At 64.5% G+C, this 18,895-nt stretch carries 23 protein-coding genes (1 of these 23 only partly in view); 18 read left to right on the top strand and 5 right to left on the bottom strand.

Annotated features, from left to right (window positions below; all coding sequences use genetic code 11):
• Positions 1 to 54 precede the first annotated feature (54 nt).
• The 6 genes from SynA1528_RS11245 to SynA1528_RS11270 are packed head-to-tail and all read left to right on the top strand — an operon-like array spanning position 55 to position 8,016.
• Positions 55 to 1,203: an NAD(P)/FAD-dependent oxidoreductase gene (locus tag SynA1528_RS11245; protein ID WP_186586811.1), complete on the top strand. Its 1,149-nt coding sequence runs from the start codon at positions 55 to 57 to the stop codon at positions 1,201 to 1,203.
• The gene (hflX, locus tag SynA1528_RS11250; protein ID WP_186586812.1) at positions 1,200 to 2,888 is read left to right on the top strand and encodes a GTPase HflX; all 1,689 of its coding nucleotides are present in this window, start codon (positions 1,200 to 1,202) and stop codon (positions 2,886 to 2,888) included. The genes SynA1528_RS11245 and hflX overlap by 4 nt, the downstream gene beginning before the upstream one ends.
• The gene (locus tag SynA1528_RS11255) at positions 2,876 to 4,693 is read left to right on the top strand and encodes an SLC13 family permease (protein WP_186586813.1); all 1,818 of its coding nucleotides are present in this window, start codon (positions 2,876 to 2,878) and stop codon (positions 4,691 to 4,693) included. The genes hflX and SynA1528_RS11255 overlap by 13 nt, the downstream gene beginning before the upstream one ends.
• A 33-nt stretch (positions 4,694 to 4,726) precedes the next feature.
• Complete coding sequence (locus SynA1528_RS11260) at positions 4,727 to 6,136, top strand: TrkH family potassium uptake protein (RefSeq protein ID WP_186586814.1); 1,410 nt, start codon at positions 4,727 to 4,729, stop codon at positions 6,134 to 6,136.
• Positions 6,137 to 6,160: 24 nt separating this feature from the next.
• Positions 6,161 to 6,865: a potassium channel family protein gene (locus tag SynA1528_RS11265; protein ID WP_186586815.1), complete on the top strand. Its 705-nt coding sequence runs from the start codon at positions 6,161 to 6,163 to the stop codon at positions 6,863 to 6,865.
• 11 nt (positions 6,866 to 6,876) lie between these two features.
• Positions 6,877 to 8,016, top strand: a complete 1,140-nt coding sequence (locus SynA1528_RS11270; RefSeq protein WP_186586816.1) for an anhydro-N-acetylmuramic acid kinase — start codon at positions 6,877 to 6,879, stop codon at positions 8,014 to 8,016.
• A gap of 10 nt (positions 8,017 to 8,026) precedes the next feature.
• Here SynA1528_RS11270 and SynA1528_RS11275 read toward each other — a convergent pair whose 3' ends face one another.
• Positions 8,027 to 8,311: a ribbon-helix-helix domain-containing protein gene (locus SynA1528_RS11275; RefSeq protein WP_186586817.1), complete on the bottom strand. Its 285-nt coding sequence runs from the start codon at positions 8,309 to 8,311 to the stop codon at positions 8,027 to 8,029.
• 105 nt (positions 8,312 to 8,416) lie between these two features.
• Between SynA1528_RS11275 and SynA1528_RS11280 the strand changes: the two genes are divergently transcribed.
• Together SynA1528_RS11280 and SynA1528_RS11285 are read left to right on the top strand one after the other, a co-directional pair.
• Entirely contained in the window at positions 8,417 to 8,713 is a 297-nt protein-coding gene (locus SynA1528_RS11280; protein WP_186586818.1) for a DUF8682 family protein, read from the top strand.
• Positions 8,714 to 8,760: 47 nt separating this feature from the next.
• Positions 8,761 to 8,991 carry a DUF8665 family protein gene (locus tag SynA1528_RS11285; protein WP_186586819.1) on the top strand — a complete coding sequence of 77 codons (231 nt, stop codon included), beginning with the start codon at positions 8,761 to 8,763 and terminating at the stop codon, positions 8,989 to 8,991.
• Here the strand turns inward: SynA1528_RS11285 and SynA1528_RS11290 are convergent.
• A complete protein-coding gene (locus SynA1528_RS11290; protein WP_186588435.1) occupies positions 8,969 to 9,151 on the bottom strand; it encodes a hypothetical protein in 183 nt (60 codons plus the stop codon). The genes SynA1528_RS11285 and SynA1528_RS11290 overlap by 23 nt on opposite strands.
• Positions 9,152 to 9,221: 70 nt before the next feature.
• Between SynA1528_RS11290 and SynA1528_RS11295 the strand changes: the two genes are divergently transcribed.
• Both SynA1528_RS11295 and SynA1528_RS11300 read left to right on the top strand, forming a co-directional pair.
• On the top strand, positions 9,222 to 10,946 hold the full coding sequence (locus SynA1528_RS11295) for an ABC-F family ATP-binding cassette domain-containing protein (RefSeq protein WP_502707709.1): 1,725 nt from the start codon (positions 9,222 to 9,224) through the stop codon (positions 10,944 to 10,946).
• A gap of 119 nt (positions 10,947 to 11,065) precedes the next feature.
• A complete protein-coding gene (locus SynA1528_RS11300; RefSeq protein WP_502707753.1) occupies positions 11,066 to 11,236 on the top strand; it encodes a DUF8642 family protein in 171 nt (56 codons plus the stop codon).
• Here the strand turns inward: SynA1528_RS11300 and SynA1528_RS11305 are convergent.
• Positions 11,209 to 12,351: a trypsin-like peptidase domain-containing protein gene (locus SynA1528_RS11305; RefSeq protein ID WP_186588437.1), complete on the bottom strand. Its 1,143-nt coding sequence runs from the start codon at positions 12,349 to 12,351 to the stop codon at positions 11,209 to 11,211. The genes SynA1528_RS11300 and SynA1528_RS11305 overlap by 28 nt on opposite strands.
• A 135-nt stretch (positions 12,352 to 12,486) precedes the next feature.
• On the opposite strand from SynA1528_RS11305, the gene SynA1528_RS11310 reads away from it, so the two are divergent.
• The 8 genes from SynA1528_RS11310 to SynA1528_RS11345 all read left to right on the top strand — a co-directional run bounded on the left by SynA1528_RS11310 (position 12,487) and on the right by SynA1528_RS11345 (position 18,167).
• Positions 12,487 to 12,744: a DUF2973 domain-containing protein gene (locus SynA1528_RS11310; RefSeq protein WP_186586822.1), complete on the top strand. Its 258-nt coding sequence runs from the start codon at positions 12,487 to 12,489 to the stop codon at positions 12,742 to 12,744.
• A gap of 58 nt (positions 12,745 to 12,802) precedes the next feature.
• The gene (locus SynA1528_RS11315) at positions 12,803 to 13,186 is read left to right on the top strand and encodes a DUF8663 family protein (RefSeq protein WP_186586823.1); all 384 of its coding nucleotides are present in this window, start codon (positions 12,803 to 12,805) and stop codon (positions 13,184 to 13,186) included.
• 200 nt (positions 13,187 to 13,386) lie between these two features.
• Positions 13,387 to 15,906: an ATP-dependent helicase HrpB gene (gene hrpB / locus SynA1528_RS11320; RefSeq protein ID WP_186586824.1), complete on the top strand. Its 2,520-nt coding sequence runs from the start codon at positions 13,387 to 13,389 to the stop codon at positions 15,904 to 15,906.
• A gap of 82 nt (positions 15,907 to 15,988) precedes the next feature.
• Positions 15,989 to 16,129, top strand: coding sequence for a CAB/ELIP/HLIP family chlorophyll-binding protein (locus SynA1528_RS11325; protein ID WP_186586825.1), 141 nt, complete (start codon positions 15,989 to 15,991; stop codon positions 16,127 to 16,129).
• An 81-nt stretch (positions 16,130 to 16,210) separates the two neighbouring features.
• The gene (locus tag SynA1528_RS11330; protein ID WP_186588552.1) at positions 16,211 to 16,411 is read left to right on the top strand and encodes a hypothetical protein; all 201 of its coding nucleotides are present in this window, start codon (positions 16,211 to 16,213) and stop codon (positions 16,409 to 16,411) included.
• Positions 16,401 to 17,564 carry an exodeoxyribonuclease VII large subunit gene (gene xseA, locus SynA1528_RS11335; protein WP_186586826.1) on the top strand — a complete coding sequence of 388 codons (1,164 nt, stop codon included), beginning with the start codon at positions 16,401 to 16,403 and terminating at the stop codon, positions 17,562 to 17,564. Before SynA1528_RS11330 ends, xseA begins: the two co-directional genes overlap by 11 nt.
• Positions 17,561 to 17,821 carry an exodeoxyribonuclease VII small subunit gene (gene xseB / locus SynA1528_RS11340; RefSeq protein ID WP_186586827.1) on the top strand — a complete coding sequence of 87 codons (261 nt, stop codon included), beginning with the start codon at positions 17,561 to 17,563 and terminating at the stop codon, positions 17,819 to 17,821. Before xseA ends, xseB begins: the two co-directional genes overlap by 4 nt.
• Positions 17,814 to 18,167, top strand: a complete 354-nt coding sequence (locus SynA1528_RS11345) for a DUF2834 domain-containing protein (RefSeq protein ID WP_186586828.1) — start codon at positions 17,814 to 17,816, stop codon at positions 18,165 to 18,167. The genes xseB and SynA1528_RS11345 overlap by 8 nt, the downstream gene beginning before the upstream one ends.
• Here the strand turns inward: SynA1528_RS11345 and SynA1528_RS11350 are convergent.
• Positions 18,143 to 18,490, bottom strand: a complete 348-nt coding sequence (locus SynA1528_RS11350) for a hypothetical protein (protein ID WP_186586829.1) — start codon at positions 18,488 to 18,490, stop codon at positions 18,143 to 18,145. The genes SynA1528_RS11345 and SynA1528_RS11350 overlap by 25 nt on opposite strands.
• A 58-nt stretch (positions 18,491 to 18,548) precedes the next feature.
• On the bottom strand, positions 18,549 to 18,895 hold the final stretch of the coding sequence (locus SynA1528_RS11355; RefSeq protein ID WP_186588444.1) for a YihY/virulence factor BrkB family protein. 583 nt of this gene lie beyond the right edge of the window; the window shows 347 of its 930 coding nt (coding positions 584–930); its start codon lies off the right edge, out of view — the gene reads right to left on this strand; its stop codon occupies positions 18,549 to 18,551.

Here is an 18,895-nt window from a genome sequence, read left to right on the forward strand (position 1 = left end):
CCCTGTCGCCCTGTGGGACGGGCTGCCTAAGGTTTCATCAACACCGGACGTTCCATGGCAACACCTCTGTCATCACCTGAAACCGTGGTGGTGGTTGGAGGAGGTTTCGCCGGCCTGTTCAGTGCCTTGGCCGTGCATGAACGCTTGCCGGAGCGACCGGTGGTGTTGATCGAGCCTCGTGACCGTTTCCTGTTCCAGCCTCTTCTCTACGAACTGTTGAGTGGTGAACTGCAGAGCTGGGAAGTGGCACCCGCCTATCGCCAGCTGCTCAGCAGTCGCGGCATCTGCTGGCTGCAGGACCGCGTCAGCGGGATCGATCTGGACGCCAGGCAACTCACCACCGTTGCCTCAGGGTCTCTCCCATGGGGTGATCTGGTGCTGGCCACCGGCACTGAGCTGAATGATTTCGGGGTTCCCGGTGTCCGCGAACATGCCAGCGGCTTCCGCGATCTCGACGATGTGGCCCATCTGCGCGCCCTTGTCGACGACCTGAAGAAACGCAGGACGCCGGAGACCACCGTGGCGATTGTCGGAGCGGGGCCAACGGGAGTGGAGCTGGCCTGCAAGCTGGCGGACATGCTGGATGGAGCAGCCCGGATCCATCTGGTGGAAAGGGGCGACGGGATCCTGCCCAACAGTGCCTCCTTCAACCGTGAGCGAGCTGCCGCCGCTCTGGAGCGGCGGGAGGTCTGCCTGCACCTCAACACAGCGGTCACGGAAGTCCATGCTGATCGCGTCTGCTTCAAGGACGGCACATCCCTGCCCCACAGCGGGCTGATCTGGAGTGCCGGCAGCAGCCCCACCCTGCCGGACATCCACCCGAACCCCGCAGGCGCCAGAGCCCCCCTCAACATCAGCGAGGACCTGAGACTTCTGGACCACCCCCACGTCTTCGTCCCTGGGGACTGTGGACGTTGCAGCGCCAATCCCTGGCCCGCTACCGCCCAGGTCGCCATGCAGCAGGGTGACGCTGTCGCCAAGGCCCTGCAGGCCATGGATCACACCCAGGAGCCGGAACCCTTTCAGTTCCAGGATCGCGGCGAGATGCTCAGCCTGGGCATCGGCGACGCCACGCTCACCGGCCTGGGGATCACCCTGGCCGGCCCCCTGGCCTTCAAGATCCGACGGGCCACCTATCTCACCCGGTTGCCAGGGCTGTCCCTCGGGCTGCGTTCCGCCGGTGCCTGGCTGATGAGCCGTTGAAGCAGGCCCATCTCGGCGGCCGAATCCGCGGTCTTCGGCCCGGACAGCATCGGCAGCTCGACCGCCTCAGCCATCGTCGCCATCCCGAAGGCAGTGGTGCTGATCTGCTGACCCTGGAGAGGATGGCCGCACTGGTGCAGGAGCTTGAGCTGTCCATGCATCTCGTGCTGGACGGTCGTGGGCTCTGCCGATTGCTCTGGCTGGGGCCCCTGCAAGGGTCCGAGGCGCTTCGCCAGCACCTGCCCCAGGCACCAAGGCGACGGGGTGGCGGCTGGCGGCTGCTGAGCTGCCCCTTCAGCCGCCATGGCCTGCATCAGGACAGGGCAGAGGCGGTGGTCGCCCTGGATCTGAATCCGATCAGCTGGTTGCGCTTTGCCCCGGTTCCGGGCCGCGATGGACTGCGCAGCGCCGAACTGTTGCTGCCCGACCGCGAGGAATCCCATGGCTGGCGTCAGCTGGACCAGGGGGATTTGCGTGATCTCAGCCAGCAGGATCTGAGCCCTGGTGCGATCACAACAGCGGAGGCGCCCCCTCCCGTCTCCGCTCCAGCAATCGAAGCCGTCCTGCTGCTGACCCTCACCAGCGGGGATGCGGACCGCAGCGAACGGGAACTGGCAGAACTGGAGGGACTGGTGCGCAGCGCTGGAGCCCAACCGGTGGCGGTGGTGTCGCAGCGTGCCGGCAGCGCCAATCCACAGACCCTCTGGGGCACCGGAAAACTGCAGGAGGCCGCCCTGGAAGTGCGCCGCCGCGGCGCCTCACTGGTCGTCACGGATCGTGAGCTCACGCCCGTTCAGGCCAGGAATCTTGAACGGCTGCTGGTCTGTCCGGTCTCCGACCGCAGTGAGCTCATCCTCGACATCTTTGCCCAGCGGGCTGGCAGCGCCGCCGGTCGCTTGCAGGTGGAACTGGCTCAACTGCGCTATCGCCTGCCACGCCTGCTGGGGCGGGGGCGCAGCCTCTCGCGTCAGGGCGGCGGCATCGGCACCCGAGGGCCCGGTGAAACGCAGCTGGAGAAGGATCGCCGTGCCATCAGCCGCCGCATCGACCGCCTGCTTCGGGATCAGCAGCAACTGCAGCAACACCGCAGCCGACTGCGGGACCAACGCCGGGGACTGCCTCGGGTAGCCCTGGTGGGGTACACCAACGCCGGAAAATCGAGCCTGCTGAATGCTCTCTGCGGTCGCCGCGAAAGCGATCGAGTGCTGGCCGAGAACAAGCTCTTCGCCACCCTGGATCCCACAACCCGCCGACTGGAGCTGCCGCGGCCGGGGCAACGTCCGCACCAGCTGCTGATCACAGACACCGTTGGTTTCATCCGTGACCTGCCTCAGCCGCTGGTGGAAGCGTTCCGAGCCACGTTGGAGGAAGCCCTCGATGCCGATGTGCTGCTGGTGGTGGTGGATCTGGCGGATCCCGACTGGTGCGGGCAGCTCAGCACCGTCCATCGGCTGCTGGATTCCCTGGGCAGCACCGCGTTACGGCGTGTGGTGGCCAACCAGATCGACCGCTGCCCGCTGGAGTCCGTGGACATGATCCGGCGGCAGGACGCTCAAACACTGTTTTTATCCGCCAAGCGCGGAGACGGCCTGCGGGGTCTGCAGGACTGGCTGCGTGAGCAGTTCTTTGATCCCGGGGCAGAATCAGATCCAGATGCAGGGCCTGCGCCCGAATGGCCGAGCTGATCAGCGCGCTTCAGAACCCTCAGGCGGTGATCACCCTGACGGTTTTGGCTCTGGCGATTGCTCTGTTCATCACAGGAGCCCTGGCCCCGGAACTCACCGGCCTGCTCAGCCTCGGCCTTCTGGTCGCCACGGGGGTGCTGTCTCCACCGGAGGCCCTGGCTGGATTCGGCAGTCCCGCCCTGATCACCCTGATGGGGTTGTTCCCGGTCTCCGCTGCTCTCTTCAAAAGCGGAGCACTGGACCGCCTGCGCGCCCTGATCGCCTCAGAGCGGATCCGCTCGCCAAGACGACTGATCGCGCTGATGGCCTTAGTGATCGCGCCGGTGTCCGGCATCGTCCCCAACACACCGGTGGTGGCATCGCTGTTGCCGGTGGTGGAGAACTGGTGCCATCGGCGCGGGGTCTCCCCATCCAGGGTTCTGCTTCCCCTGTCGTTTTCAACCGTGCTCGGCGGAACCCTCACCCTGCTGGGCAGTTCGGTCAACCTGTTGGTGAGTGACATCAGCCAGCAACTCGGGCATGGATCCCTGGAGCTGTTCAGTTTCACGTTGATCAGCCTGCCGATCTGGCTTGTGGGGGCCGCTTATCTGGTGCTGGCACCACGGGCCCTGCTGCCGGACCGTGGCCACGACAATGACGAGCTGGGGCTGTCGCCCCAGCGCAGCAGTTACAGCACCGAAGTCACCATCCCCCAGGACTCGGAACTGGTGGGGGTCTCCCTGCACAACAGCCGACTGCAACGCCGCTTCGATGTGGATGTGCTGGAGCTCCAGCGTGCCGGAGAACGCCTGATGCCCCCCCTGGCGGACCGCAAGCTCCAGGCCGGCGACCATCTGCTGCTGCGGGTGACCCGGCAGGACCTGCTGCGTCTCCAGCAGGACCACACCGTTCAGCTCACCACCCAGGGGAACAATGCGGGTTTCGATCTGAGCAGTGATGACCTGAGCGGTCAGAAGACAGTTGAAGTGCTGCTGCCGGCCGGATCCACTCTGGCCGGAGCCAGCCTCCGCGAACTCCGCTTCCGCCAACGCCATAACGCCACGGTGCTCGCCCTGCGTCGCGGCCAGGAGACCCTGCAGGAACGGCTGGGGCAGATCGTCCTGAGGGAAGGAGATGTGCTGCTGCTGCAGGCCCCCCTCGATTCCATTCGTGGTCTGCAGGCCAGCAACGACCTGCTGGTGCTCGATCGGCTGGAGGATGATCTCCCGACGGTGCGGCGCAAACCGCTGGTGGTGAGCATCGCGATCGCCATGCTTGTGCTGCCGACGCTGACGCCGATTCCCCTGGTGGCGGCCGTGCTGTTGGCCACCGTCGCCGTCGTGGCCAGCGGCTGTCTTCGCCCCGGAGAGCTGCAACGCGCCATCCGTCTCGATGTGATCCTGCTGCTCGGATCCCTCACCAGCTTCAGTGTGGCTCTGCAGCGCACCGGATTGGCTGATGCCATGGCCCAGGGTCTTCAACAGTGGCTGGTGGGCTGGCCCACCTACGGATCCCTGGTGGTGGTGTTCATCGGCACCACCCTGCTCACACAAGTGATGAGCAATGCGGCCTCCGTGGCCCTGTTGGCGCCGGTGGCAGTCCAGTTGGCCCCGGGGCTGGACCTGCCTCCCACCGCCCTGCTGATCACCGTGCTGTTCGGCGCGAGCCAGTCGTTTCTCACCCCGGTTGGCTACCAGACCAACCTGATGGTGTTCGGGCCCGGGCGGTATCGCTTCCTCGATGTCACCCGATATGGAATCGGGCTGACCGTGATCATGACCGTGCTGGTGCCGGCCCTGATCCTGTGGCGTTATGCCGCATCCTGATCAACACTGGTCGTTCTTCAAGTCGTCAGCTCCGTGCCCCTCCGCCAGGCCATCGAGCGCAGCCAGGGCTGGCACCGGCGACTCACCGTGCCCCAGTTCACGGTGGTCACCGGCCTGCTGGTGATCCTGCTGGGCACGGTTTTGCTGGCCACACCGCTCTGCTCAAGCAGCAAGGTGGGGCTGTGGGAAGCCCTGTTCACCGCCACATCAGCGATCACGGTGACCGGCCTGTCGATCATTGATGTCGGGGCCGATCTCACCACCGCCGGGCAGTTGGTCCTGGCCCTGATGATCCTGGCGGGAGGTCTGGGACTGATGGCCATCACCACCTTTCTCCAGGGCTTCGTGGTGAAGGGCACCGGTCTGCGCCGCCGACTGGACCGGGGCCAGACCCTGGATGAATTCGGCGTCGGCGGGGTGGGGAGCACATTTCGTGGCATTGCCCTCACGGCAGCCCTGGTGATCCTGGTGGGTGCGCTGGTGCTCTACAGCTTCGGGTTCAGCAACATCCCCGACCGGGGGGAGCGGCTCTGGGCCTCGATTTTCCACAGCATCTCGGCTTACAACAACGCCGGCTTCGGACTCTGGTCCGACAGCCTGGAGCGCTACCACGACAACGTTGTGGTCAACGCCGTTGTGATGGTGCTGATCGTCATGGGAGGACTGGGCTGGCGGGTGACGAGCGATCTCGCCAGCCAGGGGGTCCGTCGCAGCCGGCGGAGACTGAGCCTTCACACCCGTCTCGTCCTTCGCACCACGCTGCTTCTCGTGGTGTTCGGCACCGTTGGGCTGGCCCTGACGGAGTGGCTCAACCGAGGCGAGGTGTTCATCGGCATGGCCTGGCGGGAACGGTGGATGACCGCCCTGTTCGAATCGGTCACCGCCCGAACGGCCGGGTTCACCACGGTCCCCTTCTCCCTCGAGAACATCACCGATTCCGGCACCCTGCTGCTGATGAGCCTCATGTTCATCGGTGCCAGTCCCGGCGGGACGGGTGGAGGCATCAAGACCACCACGGTGGCGGCCCTGATGGCAGCGACGCGATCAACCATGCGTGGCCGTGATGCGGTGGTGATCCGCAACCGCGAAATCCCGGACAAGGTCGTGCTGCGGGCCCTTGGCATCACGGTGGCATCCCTGCTGTTTGTTCTGGCGATGGCGTTGTTGCTGAGCATCGCCAGCAATCTCAACGGGGAAGAACCCTTCACCTTTCTGGAGATGCTGTTCACCTGCATCTCGGCCTTTGCCACCGTCGGCCTCGATCTCGGGGTCACCGAGCAACTGGGCCGCTTCGGTCAGGCGGTGCTGATGCTGGGGATGTTCGTGGGAAGGCTGGGGATTCTGTTGCTGCTGAGCGCCATCTGGGAAGTCATGACCCGGGACCAGATCCACATCCACCGTCAGAATCGGATTGGTTATCCCCGTGAGGACCTTTATGTCTGACCGCCGTCGACGGGATCACCAGCAATGAGGGAATGGTGGCAGTGGAGCCCGCTCCAGGGCAGCGACCGGCTGGGGTTCGCCGTCATCGGTGTCGGTCGCTTCGGGATCGCCGTTTGCCGTGAACTGCTGCAGAACGGAGCTGAAGTGCTGGCGGTGGACCGCTCGGAACGGGCGGTGGATGAACTGCGTCAGCTGGAGCCGACCGTGGAAGCCCGGGTGGTGGATTGCACCGATGAGGAATCGCTGCGGGAAGCAGGTGTGCTGGACATGGGCACTGTGGTGGTCGCCATGAGCGAGCCAATCGAGGCCAGTATTACTGCCACCCTGATCGCCAAGGACAGCGAAGGCACCAGGGTGCGGCAGGTGATCGCCCGCGCCACCAGCGAACTGCACGAAAAGATGCTGAAACGGGTCGGAGCCGACCGGGTGATCTTTCCCTCTCGGATGCAGGGGGAACGACTCGGGCTGGAACTGGTGCGCCCCAACCTGATGGAACGGCTGGCCCTGGATGAGAAGCATTGCATCGAGGAGATCAAGGTGCCGGAGCCATTCATGGGCCGCTCGCTGCGCGACCTGAATCTGCGCAAGAACTTCCGGGTGAATGTGCTGGCGGCAGGTCCCCAGAGCGACCTCACGGTGAACCCTCCGGCCTCCCACGTGCTGGAGGAGGGCCATCTGTTGGTGGTGATGGGCCTGGTGGATGACCTGCAGCGGTTGCCCAAAACCTGACCATCGCCCCCATGCTCTGCCTCGGCCTGATGAGTGGCACAAGTGCCGACGGGGTTGATGCGGTGCTGGCTCGTTTTGATGGTGCCCCGGAGCGTCCCAACTGGACGCTCCTGAGCCACCACCACAGCCCTTACCCCGCAGCACTGCGGGAGGAGCTGGTGCGCGTCGGCCAGGGCGAGCCACGGCCGGCCGCGGCCCTGCTGGATCTGGCGGAGGCGGTGACCGAACAGCAGGCGCTGGCGGCTCGCGGCGCCGATCCCGAGCAACGCGCAGCCCTGATCGGCTGCCATGGCCAGACCCTCTGGCACCGTCCCCCGACCCGAAACCGGAGAGGCACCAGTTGGCAGCTCCTTCAGGCTCCGCTCCTGGCCCAGCTGCTGGCTCGTCCGGTCGTCCACGATTTCCGCGCCGCTGATCTTGCCCTTGGGGGCCAGGGGGCGCCACTGGTGCCCAGAGCCGATGCCGCTCTGATCGGGGCGACGGATGGCTGGCGGGGTGTTCTCAACCTGGGGGGCATCGCCAACCTCACCCTGATTCCTCCCCGTTGCGGCCCCCAGCGACAAGAGGCTGTTCTCGGCTGGGACTGCGGACCGGCCAACAGCCTGATTGATCTGGCAATGGAGCAGTTCAGCGATGGCCAGCAGCTGTTCGACCGTGACGGTGCCATGGCCGCAGCAGGGCGCTGCGGCGACGCTGTGATTCAGCGCTGGCTTGGGGAGCCCTACTTCCAGCTCAGTCCACCGAAATCAACGGGGCGTGAATGCTTTGGCCGTGAGGATCTCAAGCGTCGCCTGCGACAGCTGGGGGCGATCCCGGCCGCCGATGCGGTGGCCACCCTCACCGGCTTCAGCGCGGCCGTGGTGGCCCAGGATCTTGAGCGGATCAAGGCGGGGCGAAAGGTTCACCTCCTGGAACTGGTGGTGGCCGGAGGCGGCAGCCGAAACCCCATGCTGATGAGGGAACTGCAGCGCCGATGCCGTGGTCTGGCCGTCGGCCGCAGTGAGGGGGTCGGCGTGGCGGCGGAGGCCAGGGAAGCCCTCGTCTTTGCCCTGCTGGCCTGGTGGCATCACCGCGGCCACCCCGGCAATGCTCCTGCCATCACCGGCGCGACGCGGGAGGCGTGCCTGGGCGTGAGGGTCGGCCCGGCCTGAGCGGGCCGCGTTAGGGACGATGCAGGCGCAGCCGCCTTGGGGCACCCCGCAGACGGCGGGGTTGCTGGGCTTCCAGTGCCGAACGCAGGCGCTCTTCCCTGGAGGGCAGCGAGGCCTCGGCACTCTGCTCATGCCTCTGGACCCCCAGCTGAATCAGCACCCGGGCCATGTTGCTGACCGTGCGGGACTCCTGATCAGCCAAGGCCGTCAAACGGGCACAGAGATCCTCCGGCAGGACCACCTGAATCCGCGGGGACTTGGGCTTCCCGCTTGAGGACGTCTGACGGGTGGGCACAACCGGATCTCCAGGGGGAGTCTCAGCTACCCGAAAGTGTACAGAGGTGGTCAAGGATAGTATCCATGACTATGGTGGGGGCATCGGTCCTCCTCGGAGTGCCCCATGCCCGAATCCACAACAACCACCCCGCGCCGCAGCCGGCGCCCCGGTGGCCGCCGTCGTCCTCAGCGCACGCCTGAGAACAGTGATGTGCTGGTCTCCGCTGTGATCAGCACCTATCTGCTCACCCATCTGCACCACGTGCTGCAGCGGGCCGAATACGGTGCAGCCCAGGAGGGCAGAAACTCCCAGGCCGCCAATTACGCCCAGCTGCGCAAGGTGCTCTGCATGGATGCCCGCAGCATGGAAGACGCCTCCGCCCTCGGTCTTCGTGATGAAGGGCTGGACCAGGCAGCCTGACGATTGTCGATCGACTGAATAGCGTTCCAGCAGCCGCATCGATGACCATGGCTGGCCATGCCGCCGCTCTCTACGAGCGCATCCGCAGCAATCCCGAACAGACCCAGGCCTTGTTTCGACAGGCGCTCCAGGATCCTTCCGGTGCCATGGCTTCCATCTGCCAATTCGGGAAAGACCAGGGTCTCCCCGTTACCCCGGACGAGGTCAGGCAGCATCTGGCCAGCCTTGACGACGACGCCAGCCGTCGCTGGGTCGTCAAGGCACGCGGTGGGCTGTAAGCGGCTTCTGCTCCACGATCTGTCCGCTGGACGCCTGATCTGATGTCGGCCTGCGGCGCTCATAGCCGCCGCCACCGGCCCAGCTGAAGAACAACAGATAACTGACGATGGCCAGACCGGCGGCCACCACGACTGCAGTCAGCTGTTCCAGCTTCAGCATGGCCTGACTCCCTGATGATCGGCCCACCAGTCTGCCGGCAGGGATGATGGGGGCTCAATGCTCCCGGCCGGTGCTGCGACTCGAGAACGTCAGCAAGATCTATCCGACCGGGGAGGTGCTGCGCAACGTCACCTGGGAGGTGAAACCCGGGGATCGCATCGGCCTGGTGGGCGTCAACGGTGCTGGCAAATCCACCCAGATGCGCCTGATCGCCGGACAGGAGGAACCCAGCAGCGGCCAGGTGGTCCGCCAGGGCGATCCGCGAATCGCCTTTCTCCAGCAGGAATTTGACGTCAATCCCGAACGCAGCGTTCGCCAGGAGCTGTTTCAGGCCTTCGGGGAAGCCGCCACGGTGCTGAACTGCCAGCGGGAGGTGGAGGAGGCCATGGGATCCGAGAAAGCAGCCGAGGATCCCGACCGTCTCGATCAGCTCATCCAAGAGCTGGGGAAACTGCAAACCCGGTTTGAAGCGCTGCACGGCTACGAACTGGATGCACGGATCGACAAGCTGCTGCCGACGATCGGCTTCACGCCGGAAGGGGCGGAACAACTGGTCAGCGATTACTCCGGCGGCTGGCAGATGCGCATCGCCCTGGGAAAAATTCTGCTGCAGGACCCTGACCTGCTGCTGCTGGACGAACCGACGAACCACCTGGATGTGGAGACGATCCAGTGGCTGGAGGGCTACCTGGTGGAACAGAGCGCTGCCCTGGTGGTGATCAGTCACGACCGCACCTTCCTGGATCGCGTCTGCAACCAGATCGTGTCCACCGAACGCGGCATCTCCCGCAGTTACCTCGGCAACTACACCGCTCACCTCGAACAGAAGCAACTGGAACAGGAGGCCACCCAGGCCGCCTTCGAACGCCAGCAGAAGGAGATCGCAACGCAGCAGGCCTACATCGACCGCTTCCGCGCCAGCGCCACCCGCAGCACCCAGGCCAAAAGCCGCGAGAAGCAGCTGGACAAGGTGGAGCTGGTGGAGGCCCCCATCGAATCGGTCTCAGGCCCCAGTTTTCGCTTCCCACCGGCCCCCCGTTCCGGAGCGCAGGTGGCGGTGATCGACAACCTCTGCCACAGCTACGGGGAGAAGATCCTCTTTCTCGGCGCCGAACTGGAGGTGGAGCGTGGTGATCGGATCGCCTTCGTCGGCCCCAATGGAGCTGGGAAATCCACCCTGCTGCGCCTGGTGATGGGCACCGAAACCCCGGATGAAGGCAGCGCCCGACTCGGCGAGCACAACGTGGTGGCCCGTTATTTCGAACAGAACCAGGCCGAAGCCCTTGACCTGAGCAAGACGGTCATCGACACGATGTTCGAAGCGGTGCCCGACTGGACCCAGACGCAGGTGCGCTCTTTGCTGGGCAATTTCTGCTTCAGCAACGACACCGTGTTCAAGGAAGTGGGCAAACTCAGCGGCGGCGAAAAAGCTCGCCTGGCCCTGGCCCTGATGCTCCTGAGCCCCTGCAATCTGCTGGTGCTCGATGAACCCACAAACCACCTGGACATTCCTGCCAAACAGATGCTGGAGGACGCGCTCCGTGCCTTCGAAGGAGCCGTTCTGGTGGTCTCCCACGACCGTTACTTCATCTCCAGAGTGGCCAATCGGATCGTGGAACTACGGGACGGCGAGCTGGTGCTATACCGCGGCGATTACGCCTACTACCTCGAGAAAAAGGAGGAGGAAAGGGCTGAAGAACGGGAGAAACAACTGGCTGCAGAACAGGACGCCAAACGCAAGGCCAACCGGGACAAGCAGAAAGCACGCCAGGAGCGCCGCAAAAAGGTGGCCTGATCAGCGTTCTTCCAGAACCGGGGGAAACTTCACAGACCCTTAGGCAGGACGACTCATTTCCCTTTACCCAGCCATTACGTGTGCATAGGCTGACAAAACCGATCCCTGCAGCGATGACGATGGCCCAACACCCCGGCAACCACGGCCACGCCGCCCTGGGGGGCGCCCCCCATGAACAGACCTGGGACGCCGTTGAGACCTATTTCGAGTGCATCACCACCTGCTCCCTTGATGACGGGGAATGCATCACCCGCTGCGTCGATCAGCTGCGGGACAACGACGACGCCTGAGTAGCGAGATCCATGGGGGTCAGAGACACCGTGATGGTGGTGTCCCCCCGTCGGATCGACAGGGTCAGCTCTTGTCCAACACCAATGCGTTCAATGGCGGCCACCACCTCCGTGGGGCTGGTGGTCGCCACACCATTGATCGCCGTGATCACGTCATCCGGTTTCAATCCGGCGGCAGCGGCAGGAGCACCGGGCTGAACGGAACGGATCACCGGGCCTTGAGGGCCAGACGCCAAGCCCACGCCGATCACTGGGTGGCTGGCGCGCCCCGTCTTGACAAGTTGCTGGGCGATGTTGCGTGCCCGGTTGATCGGAATGGCAAAGCCCAGACCAGCACCCGGACCTGAGCGGACCAGGGTGTTGATGCCGATGACCTCACCCTCCGCATTGAGCAGCGGGCCACCGGAGTTGCCCGGGTTGATCGCTGCATCGGTCTGAATCAGATCCAACCGCTTTCCGGAGATACCCAGCTGGGCCACGTTCCGGTTGAGGTTGCTGATGATGCCCATCGTCACGGTGTTTTCCAATCCGAAGGGATTGCCAACCGCAATTGCCCAGTCTCCCACCTTCAACCGATCAGAATCCCCCAGGGCGGCCGTCGGCCAGGGCCCCTTGCCCTCCAGCCGCACCACCGCCAGATCCGTGAGGCTGTCCTTCCCGACCACCTTGGCAGCAACGCTGCGCCCGTCGGTGAGCTCCACCCGCAGGGTGTCGGCCCCTTCCACGACATGGGCATTGGTCAGCAGCAGCCCCTCAGCGTCAAAGATCACACCGCTGCCCTGGCCTCGCTGCACCCGGGACCGCGGGGTTGCCGTGCCCGGAACGCCAAAGAAATGACGAAAGAGTGGATCCATCAGCAGCCCCCTCGGCAGGCCACTCATGCCAGAGCTGGTCACCGTTCGAGCCGTTTCCAACGTGACCACCGCCGGGCCGCTGCGCTCCACAGCTGCTGCAACGAAGGATTGGCGGGACAAACCTGCGGAGGAGGGCCTGGCCTGAACGGGGGCTGACACGGCCGCCCCTCCCTGAACGGTCAGGACACCAAGAGCGACCCCGCCGAGGAGCAGTGATGCCAGGGCTGAACAGGTCTTGGCAGGGGGAATCGACGTCACGATCGCAGTGAATGCCGTCCTGACCGTAGGGAGTGTTTTCGGTCGCCATCAAGGCCAAAACGGTCTGAGCTGTGACCAGGTGCAACCAACCCTGCCCTCGGCCCGTCAGGATGAGAAAGCTGGAGGTGCCGGCTCACGATGCTCAACTCTCTCTTCCCCCTGCTTTACGGCACGTTGTTTGTGGCCCTGCTCTGGCAAGCCTTCCGGGTCATGGGCAAGGGATTCCGCGCCGCCAGTGGCCCGATTGCTGAACCGAAGGATCGGACTGGACGCGTCACCGTGCACCCTGAGCTCCTGGACAACGAAGGCAAGATTACCGATGAAGCCCTGCTGACCGTGCGATTCAGCGGCGATGACGACACCTCAGGTGAAGCTGCAGGACCGGGCGCTGAATAAGTTGGTGCATTGATGCCGACTTCCGGCATCGACCAGGAAACGATCGGGGGACGTCCGAGTGGATCAGAAAACACGCATCGTTGCTGCCGTGATCAAAGGGGTGAAACTGCCTCCCCGCTTCCGGCTGCGCCTGCTGAAGGAAGACCCCGTGCGGCTGGAGCTGAGCCTCACCCCCGCCTACGGCAAGGAGCCGGTGACGGTGGGGCTGGTGGAATCGTTGGACCTGGTGGCGCGACGCGATCGTGAGGGGCGCATCCCCCGGGACCTGCAGGGCACCTGGGACTGGACCGTGCGCCATGGCCAGGTGAGCACCGGTGGCTGGAATCCCTACCTGAAGGAAGCTCTTCAAACAATGTTTGAAACCGGTCTGCCAGCCATTGTTTTCGAGGAATTGACCGGCGAGGAATATCACCCTGTGGATGGCACCCGACACGTGCGCTGAGGCACCGAGCCCTCGGAATGTGAAGGCGTGCGAATCACGACAGCCCCAACGCCCCAGCCGAGCTAGGACGGAACCAATTCGGCCTTTAAGGTTTTCTTCATGGCCTCTCTCTCGACGTCCATGGGCCCGCTGGTCAGGCTGCTTGCAGCCCTTGGCGCCATCAGCAGTTTGCTGCTGATGGCGGTCCTTAATCTTGTGCGTTGACCCTCGAAGCCAGGCAAACGCCCTACCCGATCGATGCACTCCTGCCTGAGCTCTGCGACCAATTCCAGCCAGGTTGCACGCTGCTGCTGCAGGCCCCACCAGGCGCCGGAAAAACCACCCGGGTCCCCCTCGCCCTGATTGGAGCCCTCGCAGGCCAGCGCTGCCGAGAGGGACGGATCTGGATGATTGAGCCGCGACGGCTGGCGGCCCGGGCCGCTGCATCCCGCCTGGCATCAAGCCTGCAGGAACCGCTGGGAGAGCGCATCGGATTCGCCGTGCGCGGCGAACAGCGGCGGTCCGCCCGAACCCAGGTGGAGGTCATCACCGACGGCCTGTTTCTGCGACGGCTGCAATCCGATCCCTCCCTCGAGGGGGTGAGCTGTGTGCTGTTTGACGAATTTCACGAACGGCGCCGCGATACCGACCTCGCCTTTGCCTTGCTGCGGGAAGCGGCCCCTCTGCTGCGGCCGGATCTGAGCCTGATGCTGATGTCAGCCACCCTGGATATCGCCGACCTGCAGGCACGGCTGCCGGAGGCCACGCTGCTGACCAGTGAGGGACGGAGCCACCCGGTGGAGACCCTGCACCAACCCCCGCGGACCGATGAACCCCTGGCGCAGCAAGTGCTCCGCGCCGTGGAGACCCATGCCCTCGATCTGCCGCGGGGCAGTGGCGTGTTGGTGTTTCTCCCAGGCCTGGCGGAGATCGAGCGCTGCCGGGAACGGCTGGGCCACGCCAACGCCCTGCGGCACTGGCAGGTGTGTGCCCTCCACGGCCAGCTGCCCCTGGAACGCCAGAGCGAAGCCTTGAAATGCTGCCCCGCCGACCTGGACGGCAAGCTGGTGCTGGCCAGCAGCATCGCCGAAAGTTCGGTCACCATTGATGGGGTTCGGCTGGTGATCGACAGCGGCCTCAGCCGGCAGCTGCGCTTTGACCCGAACACTGGAATGGAGGGATTGGAGACCGTTCCCGCCAGCCTCGCGAGCGCGGATCAACGGCGGGGCAGGGCCGGACGACAGGGCCCTGGCTGCTGCATCCGGCTGTGGTCTCCGGCCGAGCAACAACACCGACCCACGTTCAGTCCACCGGAACTGCTGCTGGCGGACCCCCAACCGGTGGTGATGGAGCTGGCGGGATGGGGAGCTGGGCTGGGGGATGCCCTCCCCTGGCTGGATCCGCCACCGCAGGCCGCCCTGCGGGAAGGGCAAGGGGTGCTCAAGAGCCTCGGCATCCTCCACCAGGACGGACGCTTGAGCCCCATCGGCCAACAGCTGACGCAGCTGGGGGTGCACCCTCGGCTGGGCCTGTTGATGGTGGAGGCACAGCGCCATGGCTGCAGCCGCCTGGGGTGCGATCTGGCCGCCCTGCTGAGTGACCGGGATCCGCTGTCTGCCCCGGAGGTGGGCTGTGACCTGGGAGCCCGGCTTGAGGCCATGCAGCAGCAGAAACGCTGCAGGCCCCTGCGGGAGCTGAGCCGTCAACTGGAGCGACAACTGGCGCGCCTGGCGATTCCTCCAGACGAGGACAGCCAGGGCATCGACAGCGTCCAGCTGATCCTCACCGCGTTCCCCAACTGGCTGGCCTTGCAACGCCCTGGTCAATCGGGGCGCTATCGGCTGCGTCAGGGGCGTGGGGCCACCCTCCGTCCTGGGGACCCCCTTGACGGATCAGAGGCCTTGGCGGTGGCCAGATTGGACATGGGGCAACGGGACACCAGGATTCAGCTGGCCCTGCCCCTCAGCCGCGAACGGATGGAACAGCTGGCCGTCGAACAAGGGGAATGGCTGGATCAGGTCGCCTGGGATGACAACGCGGGACGGATCCGGGCTGAGCGGCAGCTGCGGCTGGGTGAACTGGTGCTTCGCCAGGAGGCACAACCGGCGCCCTCGACCGAGCAGTGTCGGGATCTTCTCCTGAGCCGATTCAAGGAGTCCGAACGGCTTGAGCTGCTGCCCTGGACAGACGATTGCGAACAACTGAGGCGTCGCCTGGCGCTGGCGCACCGCCACATGGGGGCCTCTTGGCCCAAGCGGGACCGCAGAACGCTGCTTGAGGCTCCCGAACAGTGGCTTGGACCCTGCCTGGAAGGCTGCCTCAGCTGGAAAGACCTGGATGAAGGCAGCCTGCAGGAGGCCCTCTGGGGTGATCTGAGCTGGAGTCAGCGTCAGGACCTGAATCGGTTGCTGCCCCTGCGCCTGAGCATCCCCTCCGGCCGGGAAGCACGGCTCCGCTACGAAGAGGACGATGTGGTGCTTGCCGTCAAATTGCAGGAGATGTTTGGCTGCCAGGACGGCCCCACCGTTCTCGACAACCGACTGGCGGTGACGGTGGAGCTGCTCTCTCCTGCCGGCCGCCCCCTGCAGAGAACCCGTGATCTCGGCGGCTTTTGGCGCGGCAGCTACAGCGATGTGAGGCGCGAGATGCGGGGCCGCTATCCCAAACATCCCTGGCCGGACAACCCCCTGGAGGCCACAGCGACGGCCTACACCAAGCATCGGCCTGTTACCAGGAAATAAATTCACCAGAGTGTCGCCGTAAGCACGGGCAACAAAAGTCCAACCTTTGTTACATTTGGCGCAACCTCAACCGGTTCACCCCATGTCTGACAACGCACGCTTCGGCTTCTCCAACTTCGCTGAAACCTGGAACGGCCGTCTGGCCATGATGGGCTTCGTCATCGGCCTCGGCACCGAGCTCCTCACCGGCCAGGGCATCCTGTCCCAGATCGGCCTCGGCTGATCCACCGCGATCACAAAAGCCCCTTCGGCCAGGCCGGAGGGGCTTTTTGTTGTCTGCGCATTGACTCCCTGATGGTCCACAGTGGACCTGTGCAACCCCACAGCCTTGGCACCGCTCTACGTTCAGAACCGTCGTGATGGCTCCAGGTTGCTGAGCAGTGCCCTGGTGATCTTCACCATCGCCGCCACCCAACTCCACCAGGCCTGGGGAGCAGCGGTGGCCGTGATCAGCGCCATTGTTTGCCTGTACTGGGGTTTCGCCTACAGACGTCTTGAGCGCTGACAGGATTCCGACCTTTTCCGTGGCGGAGCTCAACACCGCCGTCGGCAACCTGCTGGAACGGGGCTTTGCCCCGAGGTTCCTGGTGGAAGCCACCGTCTCCAGACCCCAGCTCAAAAAGGGCCACCTCTGGTTAACGCTCACCGATGGCGAGGCCAGCATTTCAGCCGTGGCCTGGGCCTCGCAGCTACGCCAGCTGCGTTATCGCCCGGAGGATGGCGATGGCGTCACCGTGGTCGGCAAGCTGAACTTCTGGGCGGCACGGGCCACGCTCAACGTTCAGGTGCTGGACATCCGTCCGAGCCTCAGCACGGTGCTGCGCCAGTTCGAGCTGGTGCGGCGCCGCCTTGAAGAGGCCGGCCTGCTCGACAGCGCGCGGCGGCGGCCCTTGCCACGGCAACCCCGAACCCTGGCGGTGTTGACCAGTGTTCCCAGCTCCGCCCTGGCGGACATGCTGCGCACCGCCTCCGAACGCTGGCCGCTGACACGCCTGTTGGTGGTGCCCATTCCCGTGCAAGGCAGCGTGGCAACGCGAATCCGAGAGGTGCTGGGCCGACTGGCCGAGGAAGCGAATTCGCTGGGGCTGGAGGCCCTTGTGCTGGCCCGCGGAGGCGGCAGCCGTGAGGACCTGGCGGTCTTCGATGACGAAGATCTCTGTCGGGATCTGGCGGCCTTTCCAGTGCCGGTGGTGACGGGGCTGGGGCATGAGGATGACCTGACCGTCGCCGACCTGGTGGCGGACCATCGGGCCGCGACCCCGACCGCCGCCATCGTGGCCCTGCTGCCGGATCGGCATGTGGCATTGCGGGAGCTGCAGCAACTGCGGCAACGGCTGAGGGATGTGCAGAGCCGCTGGCTGGAACGTCAGCACCAGCGGTTGATGGACCGTCGCCAGGCCCTGGCCCTGCAAGCACCACAACGCCGACTGAGGGAACTGCGGCAGACCCTGGAACAACGACGTGCGTTGCTCAAGGCCCTGTCGCCGCAGCGGTGGCTGAAACGAGGACTCGCGTTGGTGAGCAATGCTCAGGGAATCGCGATCGATGGGGTCGAGGGCGTTCGAAAAAAAGACAAACTCACCCTCAGCTTTCAGGACGGCAGCATCGAAGCCGCGGTCACCCAGGTTCGTTCCCAACCATCGTCTCCAACGTCATGAAGCAACCCAAGGACCTGCAGACCCAGATCCAAACCTGGCGCGAGGATGCCGCTGGCCTGAGCTACGAGGAAGCTCTCCAGGCCCTCGATCTCCTTCTGGCTGAGCTACAAAGCGAAACTGTTCCATTGGCGCAACTGCAGCAGCGTGTTCTGCATGGGGAGGTGTACATCGACCATTGCGAATCACTGTTGAAGTCTGTGGAACGTGCCGTCGACACCCTCGACCCCGACAGCCTTGAACCAACCACCGATGCGTAAAGCTCTTCCCTGGATCTACTTGGCCTTGGCGGTGGTGGGCGCTGTTCTGCCCTGGAAAGCCAATCTGGAGTTCATCGCTGAAAGCGGCGGCCAGGCTTTCGATCTGGCCCGGTTTGTGGCCGATGCCTCCAGCACAGCAGCTGCACGCTCCCTCAGTGCCGATCTGTTGGTCGGGGCCACTGCGGTGACGATCTGGATCTGCGTGGAGGGACCACGTCAGAAGATCAAGGGCTGGTGGCTGGCGATCCCCCTCAGCTTCGGCGTTGCCTTCGCCTGTGCTGCTCCGTTTTTCCTGTTCCTGCGCGAACGTCAGCTCCAGGCTCAGGAATCCGAGTTGACCTCCTGAGCCGTTACATCAATCGTCACGTCACTGGCAGGAACAGCTGGCTCTGGGGGGGCTGCCCCACTTGAATCCACGGGCATGGACGTGCCACAGGCCGGACAACGGTCAACACCTTTGATGCTGGCCGTGCCACAGGCCGGACAGCTCACCATGCGCGACTGAAGCACCTTCCATCCGATCCAACCGAGCCCGGTCAACAGCAGAGGAACCGCCAACAGCACCAGAGCCAATCCACCCACCAGGTCCAACAACACCCGCCCTGCTGCTGTTGGAAGAAGCAACAGCAACAGAACGGCAAACCAAAGAAACGTTGGCGGACGATTCATTGACCAGGCTGACCAAGCCATTCACATCGAACTCAGCTTCGCAAAGACGGCAGCAAGTTCAAGCCGATGTGAGGTTCGGTTGTCCCTGAGCAGCCCCCCGCAAACGCATGGTTAATTCAACACTCCAACATTGCCCGAAATACAAAATCAATCCCACCAACCAAACCCATAGCGTTAATACCAAAACACCACTAATCACGCCATAGGCTTGATAGCGATTACCAAGAGAAATAATACTTAAACTGAGCATACTATTGAGAACGGTCAAACCAAATCCAATCAAAATGGAGCCAGGAATCAGCGGCCTCAAGGGGACACGGCGGCTGGGCAGAACGCGTTGGAGCAATAACGCCAACAACGACAGAAACAGTGTCGGGACAAGGATCTGCCCAAGACGCGTCACCG

The organism is Synechococcus sp. A15-28, assembly GCF_014280175.1.
Classification (GTDB): Bacteria; Cyanobacteriota; Cyanobacteriia; order PCC-6307; family Cyanobiaceae; genus Parasynechococcus.